The sequence below is a fragment of the Chryseobacterium potabilaquae genome (genome assembly GCF_902728265.1).
GTDB lineage: Bacteria > Bacteroidota > Bacteroidia > Flavobacteriales > Weeksellaceae > Chryseobacterium > Chryseobacterium potabilaquae.
Window position 1 is genome coordinate 1 of record NZ_CACVBR010000044.1, and the last position, 16,829, is coordinate 16,829.

At 31.7% G+C, this 16,829-nt stretch carries 14 protein-coding genes; 7 read left to right on the forward strand and 7 right to left on the reverse strand.

Features of this window, described 5'->3' with window-relative positions:
• Positions 1–170: 170 nt before the first annotated feature.
• Positions 171–335 (reverse strand): hypothetical protein, encoded by a 165-nt coding sequence (locus CHRY9293_RS16095; protein WP_162033922.1) that lies wholly within the window; start codon positions 333–335, stop codon positions 171–173.
• Between the two features lie 305 nt (positions 336–640).
• Here CHRY9293_RS16095 and purB point away from each other — a divergent pair, with 305 nt between their 5' ends.
• Genes purB through CHRY9293_RS16110 form a run of 3 tightly spaced genes read left to right on the forward strand, consistent with a single transcriptional unit; the run spans position 641 to position 6,797 of the window.
• A complete protein-coding gene (purB, locus tag CHRY9293_RS16100; protein WP_122547669.1) occupies positions 641–2,068 on the forward strand; it encodes an adenylosuccinate lyase in 1,428 nt (475 codons plus the stop codon).
• A gap of 48 nt (positions 2,069–2,116) precedes the next feature.
• On the forward strand, positions 2,117–3,073 hold the full coding sequence (locus CHRY9293_RS16105) for a WG repeat-containing protein (protein ID WP_162033923.1): 957 nt from the start codon (positions 2,117–2,119) through the stop codon (positions 3,071–3,073).
• Positions 3,074–3,101: 28 nt separating this feature from the next.
• Positions 3,102–6,797 carry a phosphoribosylformylglycinamidine synthase gene (locus CHRY9293_RS16110; protein WP_162033924.1) on the forward strand — a complete coding sequence of 1,232 codons (3,696 nt, stop codon included), beginning with the start codon at positions 3,102–3,104 and terminating at the stop codon, positions 6,795–6,797.
• Positions 6,798–6,934: 137 nt separating this feature from the next.
• Here the strand turns inward: CHRY9293_RS16110 and CHRY9293_RS16115 are convergent, their stop codons facing one another.
• Positions 6,935–7,288: a diacylglycerol kinase gene (locus tag CHRY9293_RS16115; protein WP_162033925.1), complete on the reverse strand. Its 354-nt coding sequence runs from the start codon at positions 7,286–7,288 to the stop codon at positions 6,935–6,937.
• An 84-nt stretch (positions 7,289–7,372) separates the two neighbouring features.
• On the opposite strand from CHRY9293_RS16115, the gene CHRY9293_RS16120 reads away from it, so the two are divergent.
• The 4 genes from CHRY9293_RS16120 (at position 7,373) to CHRY9293_RS16135 (ending at position 12,675) form a co-directional block, all read left to right on the forward strand.
• Positions 7,373–7,984 (forward strand): hypothetical protein, encoded by a 612-nt coding sequence (locus tag CHRY9293_RS16120; RefSeq protein WP_162033926.1) that lies wholly within the window; start codon positions 7,373–7,375, stop codon positions 7,982–7,984.
• Positions 7,985–8,068: 84 nt separating this feature from the next.
• Positions 8,069–9,199 carry a DNA polymerase III subunit beta gene (dnaN, locus tag CHRY9293_RS16125; protein ID WP_122547664.1) on the forward strand — a complete coding sequence of 377 codons (1,131 nt, stop codon included), beginning with the start codon at positions 8,069–8,071 and terminating at the stop codon, positions 9,197–9,199.
• Between the two features lie 359 nt (positions 9,200–9,558).
• Positions 9,559–11,961 (forward strand): phenylalanine--tRNA ligase subunit beta, encoded by a 2,403-nt coding sequence (pheT, locus tag CHRY9293_RS16130; protein WP_162033927.1) that lies wholly within the window; start codon positions 9,559–9,561, stop codon positions 11,959–11,961.
• Positions 11,962–12,264: 303 nt separating this feature from the next.
• Positions 12,265–12,675: an META domain-containing protein gene (locus CHRY9293_RS16135; RefSeq protein ID WP_162033928.1), complete on the forward strand. Its 411-nt coding sequence runs from the start codon at positions 12,265–12,267 to the stop codon at positions 12,673–12,675.
• A gap of 50 nt (positions 12,676–12,725) precedes the next feature.
• Here the strand turns inward: CHRY9293_RS16135 and CHRY9293_RS16140 are convergent, their stop codons facing one another.
• The 5 genes from CHRY9293_RS16140 to bla-A all read right to left on the reverse strand — a co-directional run bounded on the left by CHRY9293_RS16140 (position 12,726) and on the right by bla-A (position 16,682).
• Positions 12,726–12,965 carry a hypothetical protein gene (locus tag CHRY9293_RS16140; RefSeq protein ID WP_089790842.1) on the reverse strand — a complete coding sequence of 80 codons (240 nt, stop codon included), beginning with the start codon at positions 12,963–12,965 and terminating at the stop codon, positions 12,726–12,728.
• A 38-nt stretch (positions 12,966–13,003) separates the two neighbouring features.
• Entirely contained in the window at positions 13,004–14,323 is a 1,320-nt protein-coding gene (locus tag CHRY9293_RS16145; RefSeq protein WP_162033929.1) for a hypothetical protein, read from the reverse strand.
• Positions 14,324–14,399: 76 nt separating this feature from the next.
• Positions 14,400–15,290, reverse strand: a complete 891-nt coding sequence (locus CHRY9293_RS16150; RefSeq protein ID WP_185153230.1) for a 3-hydroxybutyryl-CoA dehydrogenase — start codon at positions 15,288–15,290, stop codon at positions 14,400–14,402.
• Positions 15,291–15,313: 23 nt separating this feature from the next.
• Positions 15,314–15,724 (reverse strand): hypothetical protein, encoded by a 411-nt coding sequence (locus CHRY9293_RS16155; RefSeq protein WP_162033931.1) that lies wholly within the window; start codon positions 15,722–15,724, stop codon positions 15,314–15,316.
• A 79-nt stretch (positions 15,725–15,803) separates the two neighbouring features.
• Entirely contained in the window at positions 15,804–16,682 is an 879-nt protein-coding gene (gene bla-A / locus CHRY9293_RS16160; RefSeq protein WP_162033932.1) for a CGA/CIA family class A beta-lactamase, read from the reverse strand.
• Between the last annotated feature and the right edge of the window lie 147 nt (positions 16,683–16,829).

Genomic DNA, 16,829 nt, shown 5'->3' on the forward strand with positions numbered 1-16,829 from the left:
AATGGACCATGCCTATTCGAAATTGGGGTATTGTTCTCAACCAATTTATGCTTATTTTTGAAAAAAGGCTCAGATTATAAAATCCAAGCCTAACTTTTTAACTTACACACTTTACGAGATAGTGTCATCTCATAAAATATTAGTATTTTTAACCTAATAATCTGTAACGCTTATTTAGGACTAGTCAACATACAAAGTTTATGATTATATGGCCTGCATGGTCCATTTTCTCTATATTGACAAGTTCCTAGTGGGCAAAGGCCTTCTGACGGTGGAACCCAGCCCCCTAAGATCATTTTTAAATTGGATTTTGGTAATCTTTTTAAATTTTTCATAATTAATTTGTGATTTGATAGTCTCTACTCTTATAGCTTTTCGAGATCCGCTGTATACCTAAAGCTATGAAATTTATTTAGTATAAAATTTTCTTTTTAGAATATACTTTATTGTAAGCATAAAACTTGTTAATTACTTACTTTTAGTGAGAATAGTATCTCCATAGATATTGAGTAAGATAAGATTATTAAAAAAGTAATAAAATGTATTTTGAAATAGATAATTAATACTTAAAAGAAGGGTTGTGATTTTTAACTCTCACCGAAAAATCTTATTTTTGCATATCTAAAAAGTAAAAGAAAGAATGAATTCCTACAAAAATCCATTGGAAGAACGCTATTCCAGTGAAGAAATGTTATTTAACTTTTCACACAACAACAAATTCCGTACTTGGAGAAAGTTATGGATAGCGCTTGCAGAAATCGAAAAAGATCTTGGACTTGAAATTACAGATGAGCAAATTGCTGAATTGAAAGCGAATGTTGAAAACATCGATTATGATAAAGCAGCTGAATATGAGAAAAAATTTCGTCATGATGTAATGGCTCATGTTCATACCTATGGTGATGTGGCACCTTCAGCTAAAGGAATTATTCATTTGGGAGCGACTTCAGCATTTGTAGGAGATAATACAGATTTAATTCAAATTCGTGACGGACTTTTAATTTTAAAAAAGAAATTAGTTAATGTTATCAAAAACTTAGCAGATTTCGCTATTCAATACAAAGACTTACCTACATTAGGATTTACGCACTTCCAACCCGCTCAGCTTACAACAGTAGGAAAAAGAGCAACACTTTGGTTGCAAAGTTTAGTGTTGGATATCGAAGAGCTTGATTTCTTCTTAGAAACATTACGTTTTAGAGGAGTAAAAGGAACTACAGGAACGGCAGCTAGCTTTTTAGAGCTTTTCAATGGAGATTATTCTAAAGTAAAACATCTCGATAAAGAACTTTCAAAAAGATTTGGTTTCGAAAAAGTTTTTGGGGTTTCCGGACAAACGTATGACAGAAAAATTGATGCTAAGGTAGTGGCTTTATTAGGAAATATTGCTCAATCTGCGCATAAATTCACCAATGATTTACGTTTGCTTCAAAATCTAAAAGAAATTGAAGAGCCTTTCGAGAAAAATCAGATTGGTTCATCAGCGATGGCATATAAACGTAATCCTATGAGAAGTGAAAGAATAGGAGCTTTGGCAAAATATGTGATGTCTTTAACAACGAGTTCTGCAATGGTAGCTTCAACCCAGTGGTTTGAAAGGACTTTAGATGACTCTGCAAACAAGAGATTGACCATTCCTCAAGCATTTTTAGCCGTTGATGCGATTCTATTGATTTGGAACAATATTATGAATGGAATTGTAGTATATCCAAACAGGATCAATAAGCATATTGAAGAAGAGCTTCCTTTCATGGCAACAGAATATATCATTATGGAGGAAGTGAAAGCGGGTGGTGACCGTCAGGAAATTCACGAAGTAATCAGAGTTCACTCTATGGAAGCTTCTAAAAAAGTAAAAGAAGAAGGAAAAGAAAATGATCTTATCGAGAGAATTCTCAATGATACCTCTTTAAAACTAGATAAATCGAAATTAAAAGAAGTTTTGGATCCTAAAAATTTTATTGGCTTTGCACCCATTCAAACGGAAGAATTTATTAAAAATGAAGTTCAGCCGATTATTGATCAAAATCAAGACTTAATAGGATTAGAAGCAGATCTTAAAGTATAAAAATGTATGCAGTCATTTTCGGCTGCATATTTTATTTTTACCCTAATTATGAAAAAAAAACTGTTAGCAATTCTACTCATTCCAATACTTTCTTTTTCTCAGAAGAAAGAAGTGTTGAAATATTTTATTTCTAAAGATAATTTAGTTGGGGTAAAAAATCAAAATGGGAAAATTATCATTCCTGCACAATTCAAAATATTTTCTGAAATTGAAGATGGTGAGCTGATCGAGGGTGAAACTATTTATTTTGATGGAGATAAAAATGGAGAAAAACGCCAAAAGAATGAATGGGGATATGTGTATGATAAAAAAGGAAATTTTCTTTACAGACCTTTCTTTTATGATAATGGAGCAGATTATTTCTCTGAAGGAGTAAGACGGTTTGTTAAAAACGGAAAAGTGGGTTTTGTAGATCGAAACGGAATAGTTGTTATTAAGTCTGAACATGATTTTGTATCTCCCTTTAATTATGGATATGCTGAATTTTGCGATGGTTGCGACTGGGAAAAAACAGAAGATGAGCACAAAGCAATGGTTGGCAGAACTTGGGGCATGATGAATTATAGAGGAGAAATGGTACAACCGATTTCAAAATCTGAAGATGCTATTGAAATAGAAGGTGAATATTATCCTTATCCATTCAACTACGATAATAAAGAGAAGATGATTCTTCAGTTTTTCGAAAAACAAAATAAGGTACTTTCAGGAATATATTATGTAAATCATTATCCAGAATTGTCTGAAAATGAAAAGAGGCTATTTTTTGAAATTGTAGAAAGGCCAAAAGAAAACTTTCCGTATTATCAGGTAAATACCTATGATTATGGAAAAAGATCGGGATTATCATCCGATTTTATATTTTTAATATCTGAAGATGGCAAAAATATTTTTGCATTAGATGGTAACACTAAAAAACCTTTTGGGCAATGGCTTAAAAAAGAAATGAAAGAAACTGAAAATTTTCAGAAAGAACATCCGGATAATCCGAATAAAGTAAGTAAATAAGTCTAATAATATTAATATCTGACATCTAATGTCTAATAAAAAAAGAATTTTCGTAGAAAAAAGAGGAATTTTCGATGTAGAAAGTCCAAAAATTTTTGATGAGGTAAAAGCCGTTGTAGCTTCAATCCAACACGTAAAAGTGTACAATGTTTATGATATTTTTGGATTGCATGAAGGAGAATTTGAAAAGGTAGTAAACAGTACTTTTGTAGATCCTGTTACTGATATTTTACATATAGAAAACCCTGCGGAAGGAATTTATTTCGCCATGGAATTTTTGCCGGGACAATATGATCAACGTGCTGATTCTGCACAGCAGTGTATCGCTTTATTAACCGGAAATGAAAAGTCTAACGTTAGAAGTGGTAAACTCATCGAATTTGAAGGTGTTACGACAGAGGATTTAGTGAAAATTAAAAACCTTCTTATTAATAAAGTAGAATCTCAGGAAAAAGATTTATCAACCTTACATATCCCTGAGGATGAAATACCTTCAAAGGTTTTAGTGCATGAAAATTTCATCGACTTTGATGATGCTCAATTGGAAAACTTCTATAATAATCATGGTTTTGCATTAGGATTAGATGATTTGAAATTTATTCAGGAGTATTTCAAAACTGAACGAAGAAATCCTACAGAAACTGAACTGAAAGTATTAGATACTTATTGGAGTGATCATTGCAGACACACCACATTCGAAACAGAATTGTCAGACATTCAGTTTGAAGGGAATTTTAAACATACATTGGAAACTATTTTCAATGACTACATCGAAAAAAGAAAATTCTTAGGCCGCGAATTAAAACCAATTTCTTTGATGGATTTGGCAACAGTTTGTGCTAGGTATTTCCATAAAACAGGGAATTTAGAAAATTTAGTGGTTTCTGATGAAATTAATGCCTGTACTATTCAAATCGAAGCTGAATATGATGGTAAAAAGGAACCTTGGTATCTACTATTCAAGAATGAAACTCATAATCATCCTACAGAAATAGAACCTTTTGGAGGAGCATCTACATGTTTAGGAGGAGCAATTAGGGATCCTTTATCGGGAAGATCTTTCGTATTTCAGGCGATGAGATTAACAGGTGCTGCTGATGTGTTAGAGCCGGTTGAGAAAACATTGCAAGGGAAATTACCTCAAAAAACGATTACAAAGCAGGCTGCAAACGGATATTCATCTTATGGTAACCAAATTGGGTTGGCAACGACGATGGTTTCTGAAATTTATGACGAAGGTTATAAGGCAAAAAGAATGGAGGTTGGTTTTGTTACAGGTGCAGTCCCAGTGGATTGGGTAAGACGTGAGAAACCCGCAAATGGTGATTCGATCATTATTTTAGGAGGCGCAACCGGTCGTGATGGAGTGGGGGGAGCAAGTGGAAGTTCAAAAGAACAGGATGAAACTTCTATCCATACTATGAGTTCAGAAGTTCAGAAAGGAAATGCCGTTGAAGAACGTAAAATCCAACGGTTGTTCAGAAATCCTGAAGTAACGAGATTGATTAAAAAATCAAATGATTTTGGTGCTGGCGGGGTTTCTGTGGCTATCGGTGAAATTGCTGATTCTTTGGAGGTTAATTTGGATGTTTTACCTTTAAAATATGAAGGGTTGAACGGAACTGAGCTTGCTATTTCTGAATCTCAGGAAAGAATGGCGGTTGTGGTTGAACCAAAAGATAAAGAACAATTCATTACATTCTGTGAAGCTGAAAATATTGTGGCTGTTGAAGTTGCAAAAGTGACGGATTCAGGAAGAATGCAGATGTTTTGGAAAGGAGATAAAATTGTAGATCTATCAAGAGAGTTTTTAGATACCAATGGCTGTTCTAAAAGCCAGGATGTAAAAATTACTCACCTTAAAGAAATAAAAGAAGAAACTCTACCTTTCAATGAAGAAAATTTCTTGAAAGTGCTAGGTGACAAAAACGTGGCATCTCAGAAAGGGTTATTGGAAATGTTTGATTCCTCTATTGGTGCGACTACTGTTGCGATGCCTTTAGGTGGAAAATATCAGCAGACTTTGATGGAAGGAAGCGTTCAGACATTGCCGATTATAGGAGCAAAAAATATAGAAACAGTTTCTTTAGCGAGTTGGGGTTTTGACGCGGAGATGTCTAAACAGAATTCTTTGTTGGGAGCATCTTATGCGGTAGTAGAAAGTGTAGCAAAAATTGTTGCAATGGGAGGTGATTACAAAAATATCAGACTCAGTTTTCAGGAATATTTTGAAAAACTAGGTCAGAATCCTGAAAAATGGGGTAAACCGCTAGCTTCCTTACTAGGAGCATATGATGCTCAGATGAATCTTGGATTGGCAGCTATTGGAGGAAAAGATTCTATGAGTGGCACATACCGGGATTTAAATGTTCCGCCTACATTGATTTCATTTGCCTGTGCTAATGGAGATAAGAAAAATATCATTTCTCCTGAATTTAAAAATGAAGGAAATAAAATTTATTACTTCAATCATATTGCTCAAGAAAATGGCTTGCCAAATTATGAAGCTTTAAAAGCTATTTTTGAATTAATTTTTGAAAATTGCAAAGCAGGAAAAATAGTTTCTGTGAAAACGATTAAAGAAGGTGGAGTGGCAGTTGCTTTAGCAAAAATGAGTTTCGGAAACAGATTAGGTGCTGAAATTACGATTGATGAAAATGTTTTATTAACCAAAAACATAGGTAGCTTACTTATTGAATCTAAGGAAAGATTAAGCTCAGTATATCTTCAGTTAATCGGAGAAGTTAAAAATTCAAATAATATTAAAATTAATAGTGTTCAATTTGCTATTGAAAAGCTATTAGCAGCCCATACCAATACGTTTGAAAATCTTTTTCCAACGATTGAAAAAGAAAAAATAACGATTGAGATTGATGAAAAATTAAACTCAATCAACTCAAGAAATATTATCATTAAAAAGCACGGTGTTGCTAAGCCCAAAGTATTTGCTCCTGTTTTCCCAGGAACAAATTGTGAATATGATACGTTGAACGCTTTCGCAAAAGAAGGAGCGAAAGTGAGCAGTTTGCCTTTAATTAATATTAATCATCAGCTATTGGATGAAAGTATTGATGCTTGGGTGGAGGAAATTAAAACATCACAAATTTTGGCATTCTCAGGAGGTTTCTCTGCAGGGGATGAGCCGGATGGTTCTGCAAAATTCATTGTTAACGTATTGAAAAACGAGAAGATGAAAAATGCAGTTCATGAATTACTAGACAGAGATGGTATGATTGTCGGGATTTGTAATGGTTTTCAAGCCTTGATTAAATCTGGATTGTTGCCTTACGGAAGAATTAAAGATTTAGATGAAAATTCTCCCACATTAGCTCATAATGCCATCAGAAGACATATTTCTCAGATGGTGAATGTGAAGGTTGTGAATGATGAATCACCTTGGCTGAAAGGAATGAAAGACCAAGTTTTTACCATTCCTATTTCTCATGGTGAAGGTCGTTTTATGGCTTCAAAAGAGGAGATTCAAAAATTATATGAAAATGGCCAAGTGGCTACACAATACATTGATTTTAATGGGAATATAGCTCATGGAATGCCATTTAATCCAAATAATTCATTGTTTGGTATTGAAGGAGTTACAAGTCCTTGTGGAAAAATTTATGGTAGAATGGGACATCCTGAACGTTTTGCAGAAGGGTTGATGAAAAACATTCCGACTGCCAATTATCACAATATATTCAAAAATGGAGTGGAGTACTTCAAATAAAGATAAAAAGAGATAAAAAGAGAAATGACTGTCCATTAGGGCGGTCATTTTTTATTTGAAATGATCCTGATATGTTACGTAAAATTGTGTCAGGTACAATCTAAATGGATGAATAAATAAATCTTTCCTCTGGATCATTAGAAAATATATTTCCAATACACGGCAATGCCTACAACGACTGAAACAATTGCCATTAAAACAACTGCTCCTGCGGCAATATCTTTAATAAAGCCAATCCTTTTATCAAATTCCGGTTGAATAATGTCGCATATTTTTTCAATTGCTGTATTAAAAATTTCAGCACCCAATACTCCAAATGATACAATAAGTATAAGAATAATATCTAGGATTGATAGATGTAAATAAAAAATTAGAAAAAGATTAATGAAGAAAGCGAACACCTCAATTTGGAAATTTCTTTCGGTTGTAATCATCAAAAAAATACCGCGAAACGAATTCAAAAAACTTGTATGGATAGATGGTTTTCGCATTTTTTATTTTTTTACAAATATAATTATAAGTATTTTGAGATTATCTATTTAAAAAGTTATCTTTGAAATGTTTTTTAAATAATTATGAAAAAAAATATACTGATTACCCTATCTGTTTTTATTTCTGGTTTTGCTTTTTCTCAAGACTATAAGCAAAAAATTGCCAAAGCCACCTGTGATTGTGTGAATAGTATAAAGTCCGAAAGTAAAGATTCTAAAAATTTAGAAGCTCAACTAGGAATATGCATGCTAAAAGTATCAATGCCTTATTCTAAAGAATTAAAAAGAGATTACAATATTGATGTTTCTAAAGCAAATGCTTTTGATGATGATAAAACAATAGATGAGTTTGCAGGACAAATAGGATTAGCTATGGTCAGTGAATGTTCAGATGTTTTTTTAGACATTATGAAAAAAGAAAATCCTTCGGAAATAGATTCGCAATTGCTGATTAATGGAGAGATTACAAAAATTGAGAAAGATAATTTTGTTGTTTTTCATATAGTTGGAGAAAATAAGAATTTGACTAAGTTGTATTGGGTTTCTAATGTGGAATCCAACCTTGATCTTCCTAAAGAATACACCAACTTGATCAATAAAAGGGTGAACATCAGTTACTATACCTCTGAGATTTTTGATGCGAAAATTAATGATTATAGAAATGTAAATATAATCTCAAGTCTGAAAACGGATTAATGATGTTTGTTAAAAACTCCTAGAGATTATTTTTTTCATTCTTATATCTATTTATTATATTTGTAGAAACTTATTTTTAAATCTATGAAATTTATTATTTCAAGTGGTGAACTGCAAAAGGCTCTACAAACTGTAAGTGGTGTAATATCAAGCTCTCAATCGAGACCGATTTTAGAAAACTATCTTTTTGAATTAGACGGAAATAGTGTTACTATTACAGCTTCTGATGGTGAGACTACTCTTGTAACTTCATTGGAAGTTAAATCGGATGATTCTGGAAAGTTTGCTGTTCCCGCTAAGATTTTTCAAGACTTTATCAAGACTTATGGAGAGCAGCCTCTTACTTTATCTGTAAAGGATAATGCAGAAGGAACAGGAAGCCAACTTGAGATTCTTGATGAGAAGGATAACTTTGCGGTAGCATTGGATAATGCAGATGATTATCCTGATTTACCAGAGTTTGATGCTTCTCAAAGTATTACAATGTCCGCAGGAGTTCTATCAGAAGCACTTACGAATACACTTTTTGCAACAAGTAATGATTCTCTTCGTCCCGTAATGACGGGGGTTCTTTTCCAATTTGGAGAAAATGAAACCAATTTTGTTTCAACAGATTCTCATCGATTGGTGGTGTATAAAAGAACCGATTTGATGAATGTGGAACCGATGGAATTTATCATGCCTAAAAAGCCCTTGAATATATTCAAGAATATTTTGGCCAGTTCTAATGATGATGTTGTAATTGACTTCAATGAGAACATGGCTAAATTTACTTTTGATAAACATATTTGGATTTGTAGATTAATAGATGGAAAATACCCCAACTATACAGCTGTAATTCCCAAAGAAAATCCAAATATATTGACTATTAATAGAAATCTTTTGTTGGGTGCCATTAAAAGAGCATCTATTATGTCTAATAAATCTACCAATCAAGTAAGATTTAAGCTTTCAGGAAATATATTGCATTTACATGCAGAGGATACGGAATATGCAAATAAAGCAGATATGCAAATTCCTTGTGATTATAACGGTGAAGATATCAATATCGGATTTAGTTCAAAATTTTTAACTGAAATGCTGACAATTCTTGGCTCTGACGATATTACCATGAAAATGTCCCAACCTAATAGACCCGGAATTATAGAACCTCTTGATGGTCTTGAAGAAAATGAAAATATTTTAATGTTATCAATGCCGGTTATCGGATTGTAATATTTTTATTAATAAAAAAGTAAAGAGGTTTTGATTTTCAATACCTCTTTTTTATTTAATGATTTTTTAATAAAATAAAAATTTAAAAATTATTAATTTATCTAAAGATAATATAAAAGATATGTCTGATTTGATTGAATATATTGAAACAAATCAAATAAATGGGAGATAAGTAGCTCAATGAATTTGCTTTAAAGTTGCCTCTAAATTTCTCTATTTCTCAAAAAAACACGACATTTGTAGTACAAAAAATTTAAATCAGATTTTCCTAATAGATAGGTTTGAACTTAAAGAAATGAAAACTCTCAAATGAGACTGCTAAGTTACATTTGACCAATTAAATATATAGATAGAAGCAAATGAAAATATCAAACAGCTGGCTGAAAGATTTTATCAAAACAGAATTAAAAACTGAAAGGATCGGTGAATTTCTTACAGATATCGGTCTTGAAGTAGAAGGGATTGAAAAATTTGAAAGCATACGAGGTAGCTTGGAAGGAGTTGTAGTTGGAAAAGTTCTAACTTGTGAAAAACACCCAAATGCTGACAAACTAAATAAAACGACGGTAGATGTAGGGAGTGGAAAGATCTTAAATATTGTCTGTGGAGCTAAGAATGTTGAGGCGGGACAAATTGTTCCTGTAGCTGTTGTGGGAACAAAAATCTATGATAAAGCAGGAAGTTTTTTTGAAATTAAAGAAGCGAAGATTAGAGGAGAAGTTTCTCAAGGGATGATTTGCGCGGAAGATGAGCTAGGATTAAGTGATAATCATGACGGTATTATGGTTCTTGATGAGGAAAAATATGAGGTTGGTAAAAACTTCGCAGAGTATTTTGAATTGACCAATGACGAAGTTTTTGAAATAGGACTTACTCCAAATAGAACAGATGCGATGTCTCATTATGGAGTGGCAAGAGATTTATATGCTTATCTTTCAACGAATAAGCAAAAGTCAGAATTTGAAAGAATAGCTTCTGAAACCTTACATAATGAAGGGAGTCATAGCTTTACTTTAGAAGTTCAAGATACTGAACTTTGTCCAAGATATATAGGAGCAATTATTAATGATGTAAAAGTTACAGACTCTCCTGACTGGTTGAAAAACAGATTAAAAGCTATTGGATTAAGCCCAATTAATAATATTGTAGATATTACCAACTATATTCTTCATGGATACGGACAACCTTTACACGCTTTTGATGCAGATAAAATTGCAGGCAAAAAAGTAAAAGTAGGCGTTGTAAAAGAAGGAACAAAATTTACGACTCTTGATGGGGTTGAAAGAACATTAAATGGTTCTGAGATCATGATCAAAGATGGTAAAAGCAATCCATTGTGTATTGCCGGAGTTTTTGGTGGGATTAATTCTGGGGTTTCTAGTGAAACTAAGAACATATTTTTAGAAAGTGCTTATTTTAATCCTGTAGCAGTAAGAAAAGGAGCAAAGTTCCATGGGTTGAATACCGATGCTTCTTTTAGATTTGAAAGAGGTGTGGATCCTAATATTACAAGAACAGCTATTACACATGCAATTAAATTAATTCAAGAATTAGCGGAAGGAAAATTAATAGGAGAGTTGTTGGAAGAGTATCCTAAAAAACTTGAAGACAGTTATATTATCTTAAGGTTTTCTAGAATTGAACAGATTCTTGGAACTAAAATTCATAGAGAAAAGGTAAAAGAGATCTTGAAGGCTCTTGAAATTCAAGTGTTAAATGAAATTCCGAATGGTTTTGAAATTTCTGTTCCTGCCTATAGAGCCGATGTTACTCGAGAGATTGATGTTATTGAGGAAATTTTAAGAATTTACGGATATAATAAAATTGATGCTCCTCAAAAAATTTCATTTACTCCTGTTAAACTTACTGCGAATGATCAGGATGAGTTAGAAAATACTTGGGCAAGAGCTTTGCAAAGTTTAGGCTTTAATGAAGTCATGAATAATTCTCTTACTTCTGTAAAAGATGAGACGGATGCGGTTAAACTCTTGAACCCTTTGAGCGGTGATTTAGCATTTATGAGAAAATCTTTATTAGAAGGGCTTCTCCAAAATGCAGCTTATAATATTAATAGAAAAAATCAAGATATTAAATTCTTCGAATTTGGCAAGATTTATCATAAGAAAGCTAAATACGAAGAAAGAAAACAATTGTCACTGTTAGTGACAGGAAGGGATATTGCAGAAAACTGGTTACAGCCAAAATCTGCTACTAACTTCTATAATTTAAAGGCATACGTCAAAGTCTTACTTGAGAGATTGGCTATTAATTATAAAGAAACGGGTTTGTCGGATGAGAGATTTTCAGATGCTTTATCTTATGAGGTAGAGGGAAAAACTCTGGTTAGAATTGGAAAAGTTTCTGCTGAATTACTTAAAGATTTTGATATTGATCAGGAGTGTTTTTATGCTGAAATTGAATTGGAACTTGCTCAAGAATTACGTTCTAAAAATGAGTTGAAATTTAAAGATATTCCTAAATTCAATAAGATCAGAAGAGATTTAGCATTATTAATTGATAAAAATGTGAGTTATCAGGAACTTTATCAAGTCGCTAAAAATAATAAATCACCTTACATTAAAAATATCAATCTATTTGATGTTTATGAGGGGAAAAATCTTCCGGAAGGTAAGAAATCTTATGCTATGAGTTTTGAACTTTTAAATGAAGAAAAAACATTGGAAGAAAAAGATATTAATAGTGTAATGGATTCTCTAATCAAGTCTTTCCAAAAAGAATTTAATGCTGAATTGAGATCATAATAAAGTATAAAAATAATTATAAATAGTAAAAACGGGCTTCGGTCCGTTTTTTTAGTTTTAAATAAAACCTTTTCAAAAGCACAAAAAAGCTTATAAAGAAATTTATTTGAAATTTTCCTTTTTGTGGCTTTAAATTTCATAAAAATAATTACAGGAAGCTGATTATCTATATGTATTGGATATGAGCTGTTGTAAAAGTAGAATTGCTTCATTCACGAGGTGTTCAAATTTAAACTTTACTCAATCAGAATTCAAGTTAAATAATATAATTTGTGTAAATTTGATAAAATCAAAAAGTAAAACATGAAAAATCTTTTTTTAAGTATATGTGCAGGGGTAGTTTTAGCATCTTGTGGATCTATGTCAAGTGCTTCTTCTTCTAAAGTGGGAAAATCTCAGCCATCTTTGGTTAATACAAAATGGACTTTAGACGAAACTGTAAAGGGGAAAGTTCCTACATTGCAGATTGAAAGTGAAAAAATAAATGGTAATGCAGGTTGTAATAACTATTTTGGAACAGTAAAAATGGATATGTCAACAGGAAGCTTTTTAGCAGGACAAATGGGATCTACTAAAATGATGTGTAATAATATGAATGTAGAGCAAAACTTCTTGGATATGATATCAAAAACAAATAAATATGTAATATCCGGAAATAAACTAGAATTGTATAAAGACAATCTATTATTATTAAAATTCAATAAAGCTGAATAAAAAATAAAGGAACTCAATTGAGTTCCTTTTATGTTTACATAGAATGTGTATTAATCTTCCTCTTCATCATCATATTTAGCCAACTCTTCATCGCACCATTTAAATGCAGCTTCTACCACTTTAGTAGCCTCATCTGCCATAGTTTCTTCATCATCACCTTCTAGATCATCTAACCACTCAACTTCCTCTTCTTCAACATTTAAGATGAATCTTGGATATTCTGTATGAACTACAAATAAATCCTCTGGAAACTCTGAATTATCCGCTAATAAAAACTTTGGTAATTTCATTTATTCAATATTTTAACTTTAACTCAAAGATAATAAAATTATTGGTATCTGTTCTTGTCGATTTTAATTTTTTGCAAAACTTTATGGGGAGTAAGTGTGTTTTTTTGTAGACTGTCTTTAGGATTAAAGGTTATCTGAACATTAGGGTTGACGGTGCTTATGAGCTCTACAATTTGTATTTTTTCAAGATCTTCATTTTCATTTTCAAGATAAAATTTTAGGGGAACTTTTTCTAAATTTTCCGATTGTAAAAATTGGGTGATTACTTTTCTATTTTCCAAATAATTACCTTTTGAAAGCCAGGTAAAGACTACTCCTGTCATTACACTGAGAATTCCGACCACATACACTTTTATATCGAGTATTTGAAAGAGTTTTGAAAAATATAATAACCATAAAGGAAAGCTGAATGGTGCTAATAATCGATAGTCTATAGCGTTAACAGAATAAAAATATTGAATGAAATAAGAACAAATAATTCCTGATAAACTTATAAATACAATGAATAGCTCCGTTTCTGAAAGTTTTTTTCTCATCAAAACAAAGATCATGAATAGAATATTTAATAAACCTATCCCATAAATGCCATAGTTTACTATTCCCCCTCCGGGATTAGCCATATGTACGAATGGATTAAATGTGGTACAAAGCCCTTGAAATAATTCAATTAATAGTGTTGAAGTAGGATGCAAACCTATTTCTAAAAATTGATCAACGTAATCTTTGTTAAAGTAATCAATGAATAGAAATTTATAAAGAACAACAAATAGTCCACTTATAATTGATGATGCTACAAAATATGAAGCATATTTCTTTTTCCGAAAAAAAAGCCCAAATAGTCCAGTTCCTCCAATAATAAATAAAGCGCTATACCTTATATTATAGAGTAAGATCAGACCTATTGAAAGATAGAAAATAGCTTGCCATCCCTTAAGTTTTTCATGAATTATTAGGTTTGCGGTATATAATAAAAGAAATATGAAAGGTAAAATAAGGGACTCACTCATGGTGTAGGAGAAAATAGAAACAAAGCTAAATAAAGAACATACAACAATAGATTCTCTGAAATAAAACTTTTTTTTCCAAGCGACAAAAATAATGAGAAGAAAAGCTAAAATACCCATCAGTTTACTACTCCAAAATTCGTCAGGGCCAAAAAAGGTCAAAAACTTTATCGCTACAGGATATCCTAAAGGTGTAATCGTATTATCTATTTCAGGTAATCCATGAGCAAATCTCATATATCGAATAGAGTCCGGACTTACTCTTCCTTTTTCATTCAGTAAAAAACGTAAAATGGTCATCATTAAAGTAATGATGACCAATAGTATCTGAACGTATTTTTCTTTATATTTCATTAAAGTTGTCGCTTATTCGTTTGTAAATTAGAATTTAGAACCCAAATTTATAACATATAAGTTACAACTTAGACAATTATTTTGTAAACATATTTGAAACTTTTTCAGCTTTTTTACTTTCTGTATAATCATAAAATCCTTCACCGGATTTTACGCCTAGTTTTCCTGCCATTACCATATTTACTAATAAGGGATTTGGAGCATATTTAGGATTTTTGAAACCATCATACATAACATTTAGAATTGCTAAACATACATCAAGACCAATAAAATCAGCTAATTGAAGAGGTCCCATTGGGTGAGCCATACCTAGTTTCATCACAGTATCAATTTCTTCAACGCCTGCAACACCATTGTATAATGTTTCAATGGATTCATTAATCATAGGCATTAAAATTCTATTGGCAACAAATCCTGGGTAATCGTTAACTTCTACAGGGACTTTTCCCAATATCTGGCTCATTTCATATACAGCATCAAAAGTTTCTTTGGATGTAGAGTATCCTTTAATAATTTCTACTAACTTCATAATTGGGACCGGATTCATAAAGTGCATTCCAATAACTTTATCCGGCCTTTTTGTGGCAGAACCTATTTTAGTGATGGAAATGGAAGAAGTATTGGTAGCTAAAATACAGTGTTCAGGGGAAAATTCATCCATCTGACCAAATATTTTTAACTTTAAGTCTTGATTTTCAGTAGCTGCTTCAACAATTAAATCTGCTTCTTTTGCCACTTCTTGTAGATTTGTAAAAGACTTAATATTTCCTAATGTTTTTGCCTTTTCTTCTTCAGTAAGCTTGCCCTTTGCAATTATTCTGTCTAGGTTTGTGGTAATGGTTTTCAATCCTTTATCCAAAGCTTCTTGAGATACATCTACAAGACTTACTTGGAATCCGCTTTGTGCAAAAGTATGTGCAATACCATTTCCCATGGTTCCTGCTCCAATAACTACAATGTTTTTGATCATTTTTCCCTTATTTAAATAAATTATTTTTTATAGATTGTTACGTTATCTTTGGTAATTAATTCAGCTTTAGTTACAGCGGCCTTTCCTTCAAAATTAACAATTCCATCTCTGCTTGGATCTCTTTTTTTATTTTGGCTAATTATGGCAGAATGAAGCCCTTTTAAGAAGAATACTTTTTGAGATTTGGGTATCATATCAATTCCAATATAAAGGCTAAATTCACCTTCTCTTCCCAAGCCACTTTGCTTAAAGATTTCTAAATCTTCGATTTTATTTTTCTTCTGAAATTGACTAAGATATTTCATTACGGGTTCAGTAGAAGGAGGGCCACAGCAAATACTTGCGTAACCAATTTGGAGATAATTTTGGCTCTTTTGTGAGAAGACTAATGAAAAACTGAATAGGGTGAATACTAAAAATATCTTTTTCATAAATATATTTATTTAGGGTGCTTATTTAGAACTCATTCTTGAGTTATTATTATTTTGAGCTAAAATTAAGATTTAAAATTTACTTATTAAAATAATCCCAAATAACCTTAGAAATATCTGAAATGATTTTACAATTTACGCTATCAGTTTCTGTAGAATTGCTTACAAATAAAGTAATTGAGTAATGATTACCATTGGGCAAAGTGACAATGCCAATTTCATTTTCTGCACCGGTTAATCCTTCTTTATTTTTCCCTGAAGATCCCGTTTTTCTAGCCACCGGAGTGTTTTTGGGAAGTTGTTCAATCATTTTGTTTAAGCCGGTTTTAGTTCCCAGCATAACTTTCATTAAATATTGAGTAGATTCTTTTGACAGTAATTTACCATCATAAAACTTTTTCAAAAGTTGTGTTGTGGAATTAGGAGTGCTATAATTTTCATATTGATACTTCCAGTCTTTGTGCATAGCTTCTTCATTATATTTTATTTGGAAGCCTTTTATGCCTTTAGAATCCATGAATTTTTGAACAGTCTGTGTTCCCCCAATTAATCTTAGTAAAAGATCACATCCATTATTATCACTTAAAGCAACAGTGTAATCTATAATTTCACTTAATGGAATTTCAATATTTCCATTGAGATATTTATCCCTAAGAGGCGACCATGTATTTTCTAATAAATCTGATTTTTTAAGGAGTATTTTTTGGTGTAAAGAAAGTGTTCCTTGATCTACAGCATTTAATACAGCGGCGGCAATATGAAATTTGAATACACTTTGCATGGGAAATCTTTTTTCACCATTTTTATGATATTTAAATCCATTTTCAAATCCTAAAACAGATATGCCAATGGTTGCTTTTTTATCTTTAATAATTGAATTAATTCTTTTATCTAATATTGATTCTTGAGCAAAAACAACTCCTGAAATTAAAAGAAAAAATAATCCTATTTTTTTCATAACAATTTAGTTTAATATTTAAAAATAAATCCCTTTCAGAAATAAAAAGGGATGGGAAAGATAAGATATTTTATCATTTTATTTTAAAATAATTCAGATCATTACCCTATTTTTTGAATATGATAGTTGATGGAATTATTGGGCAAT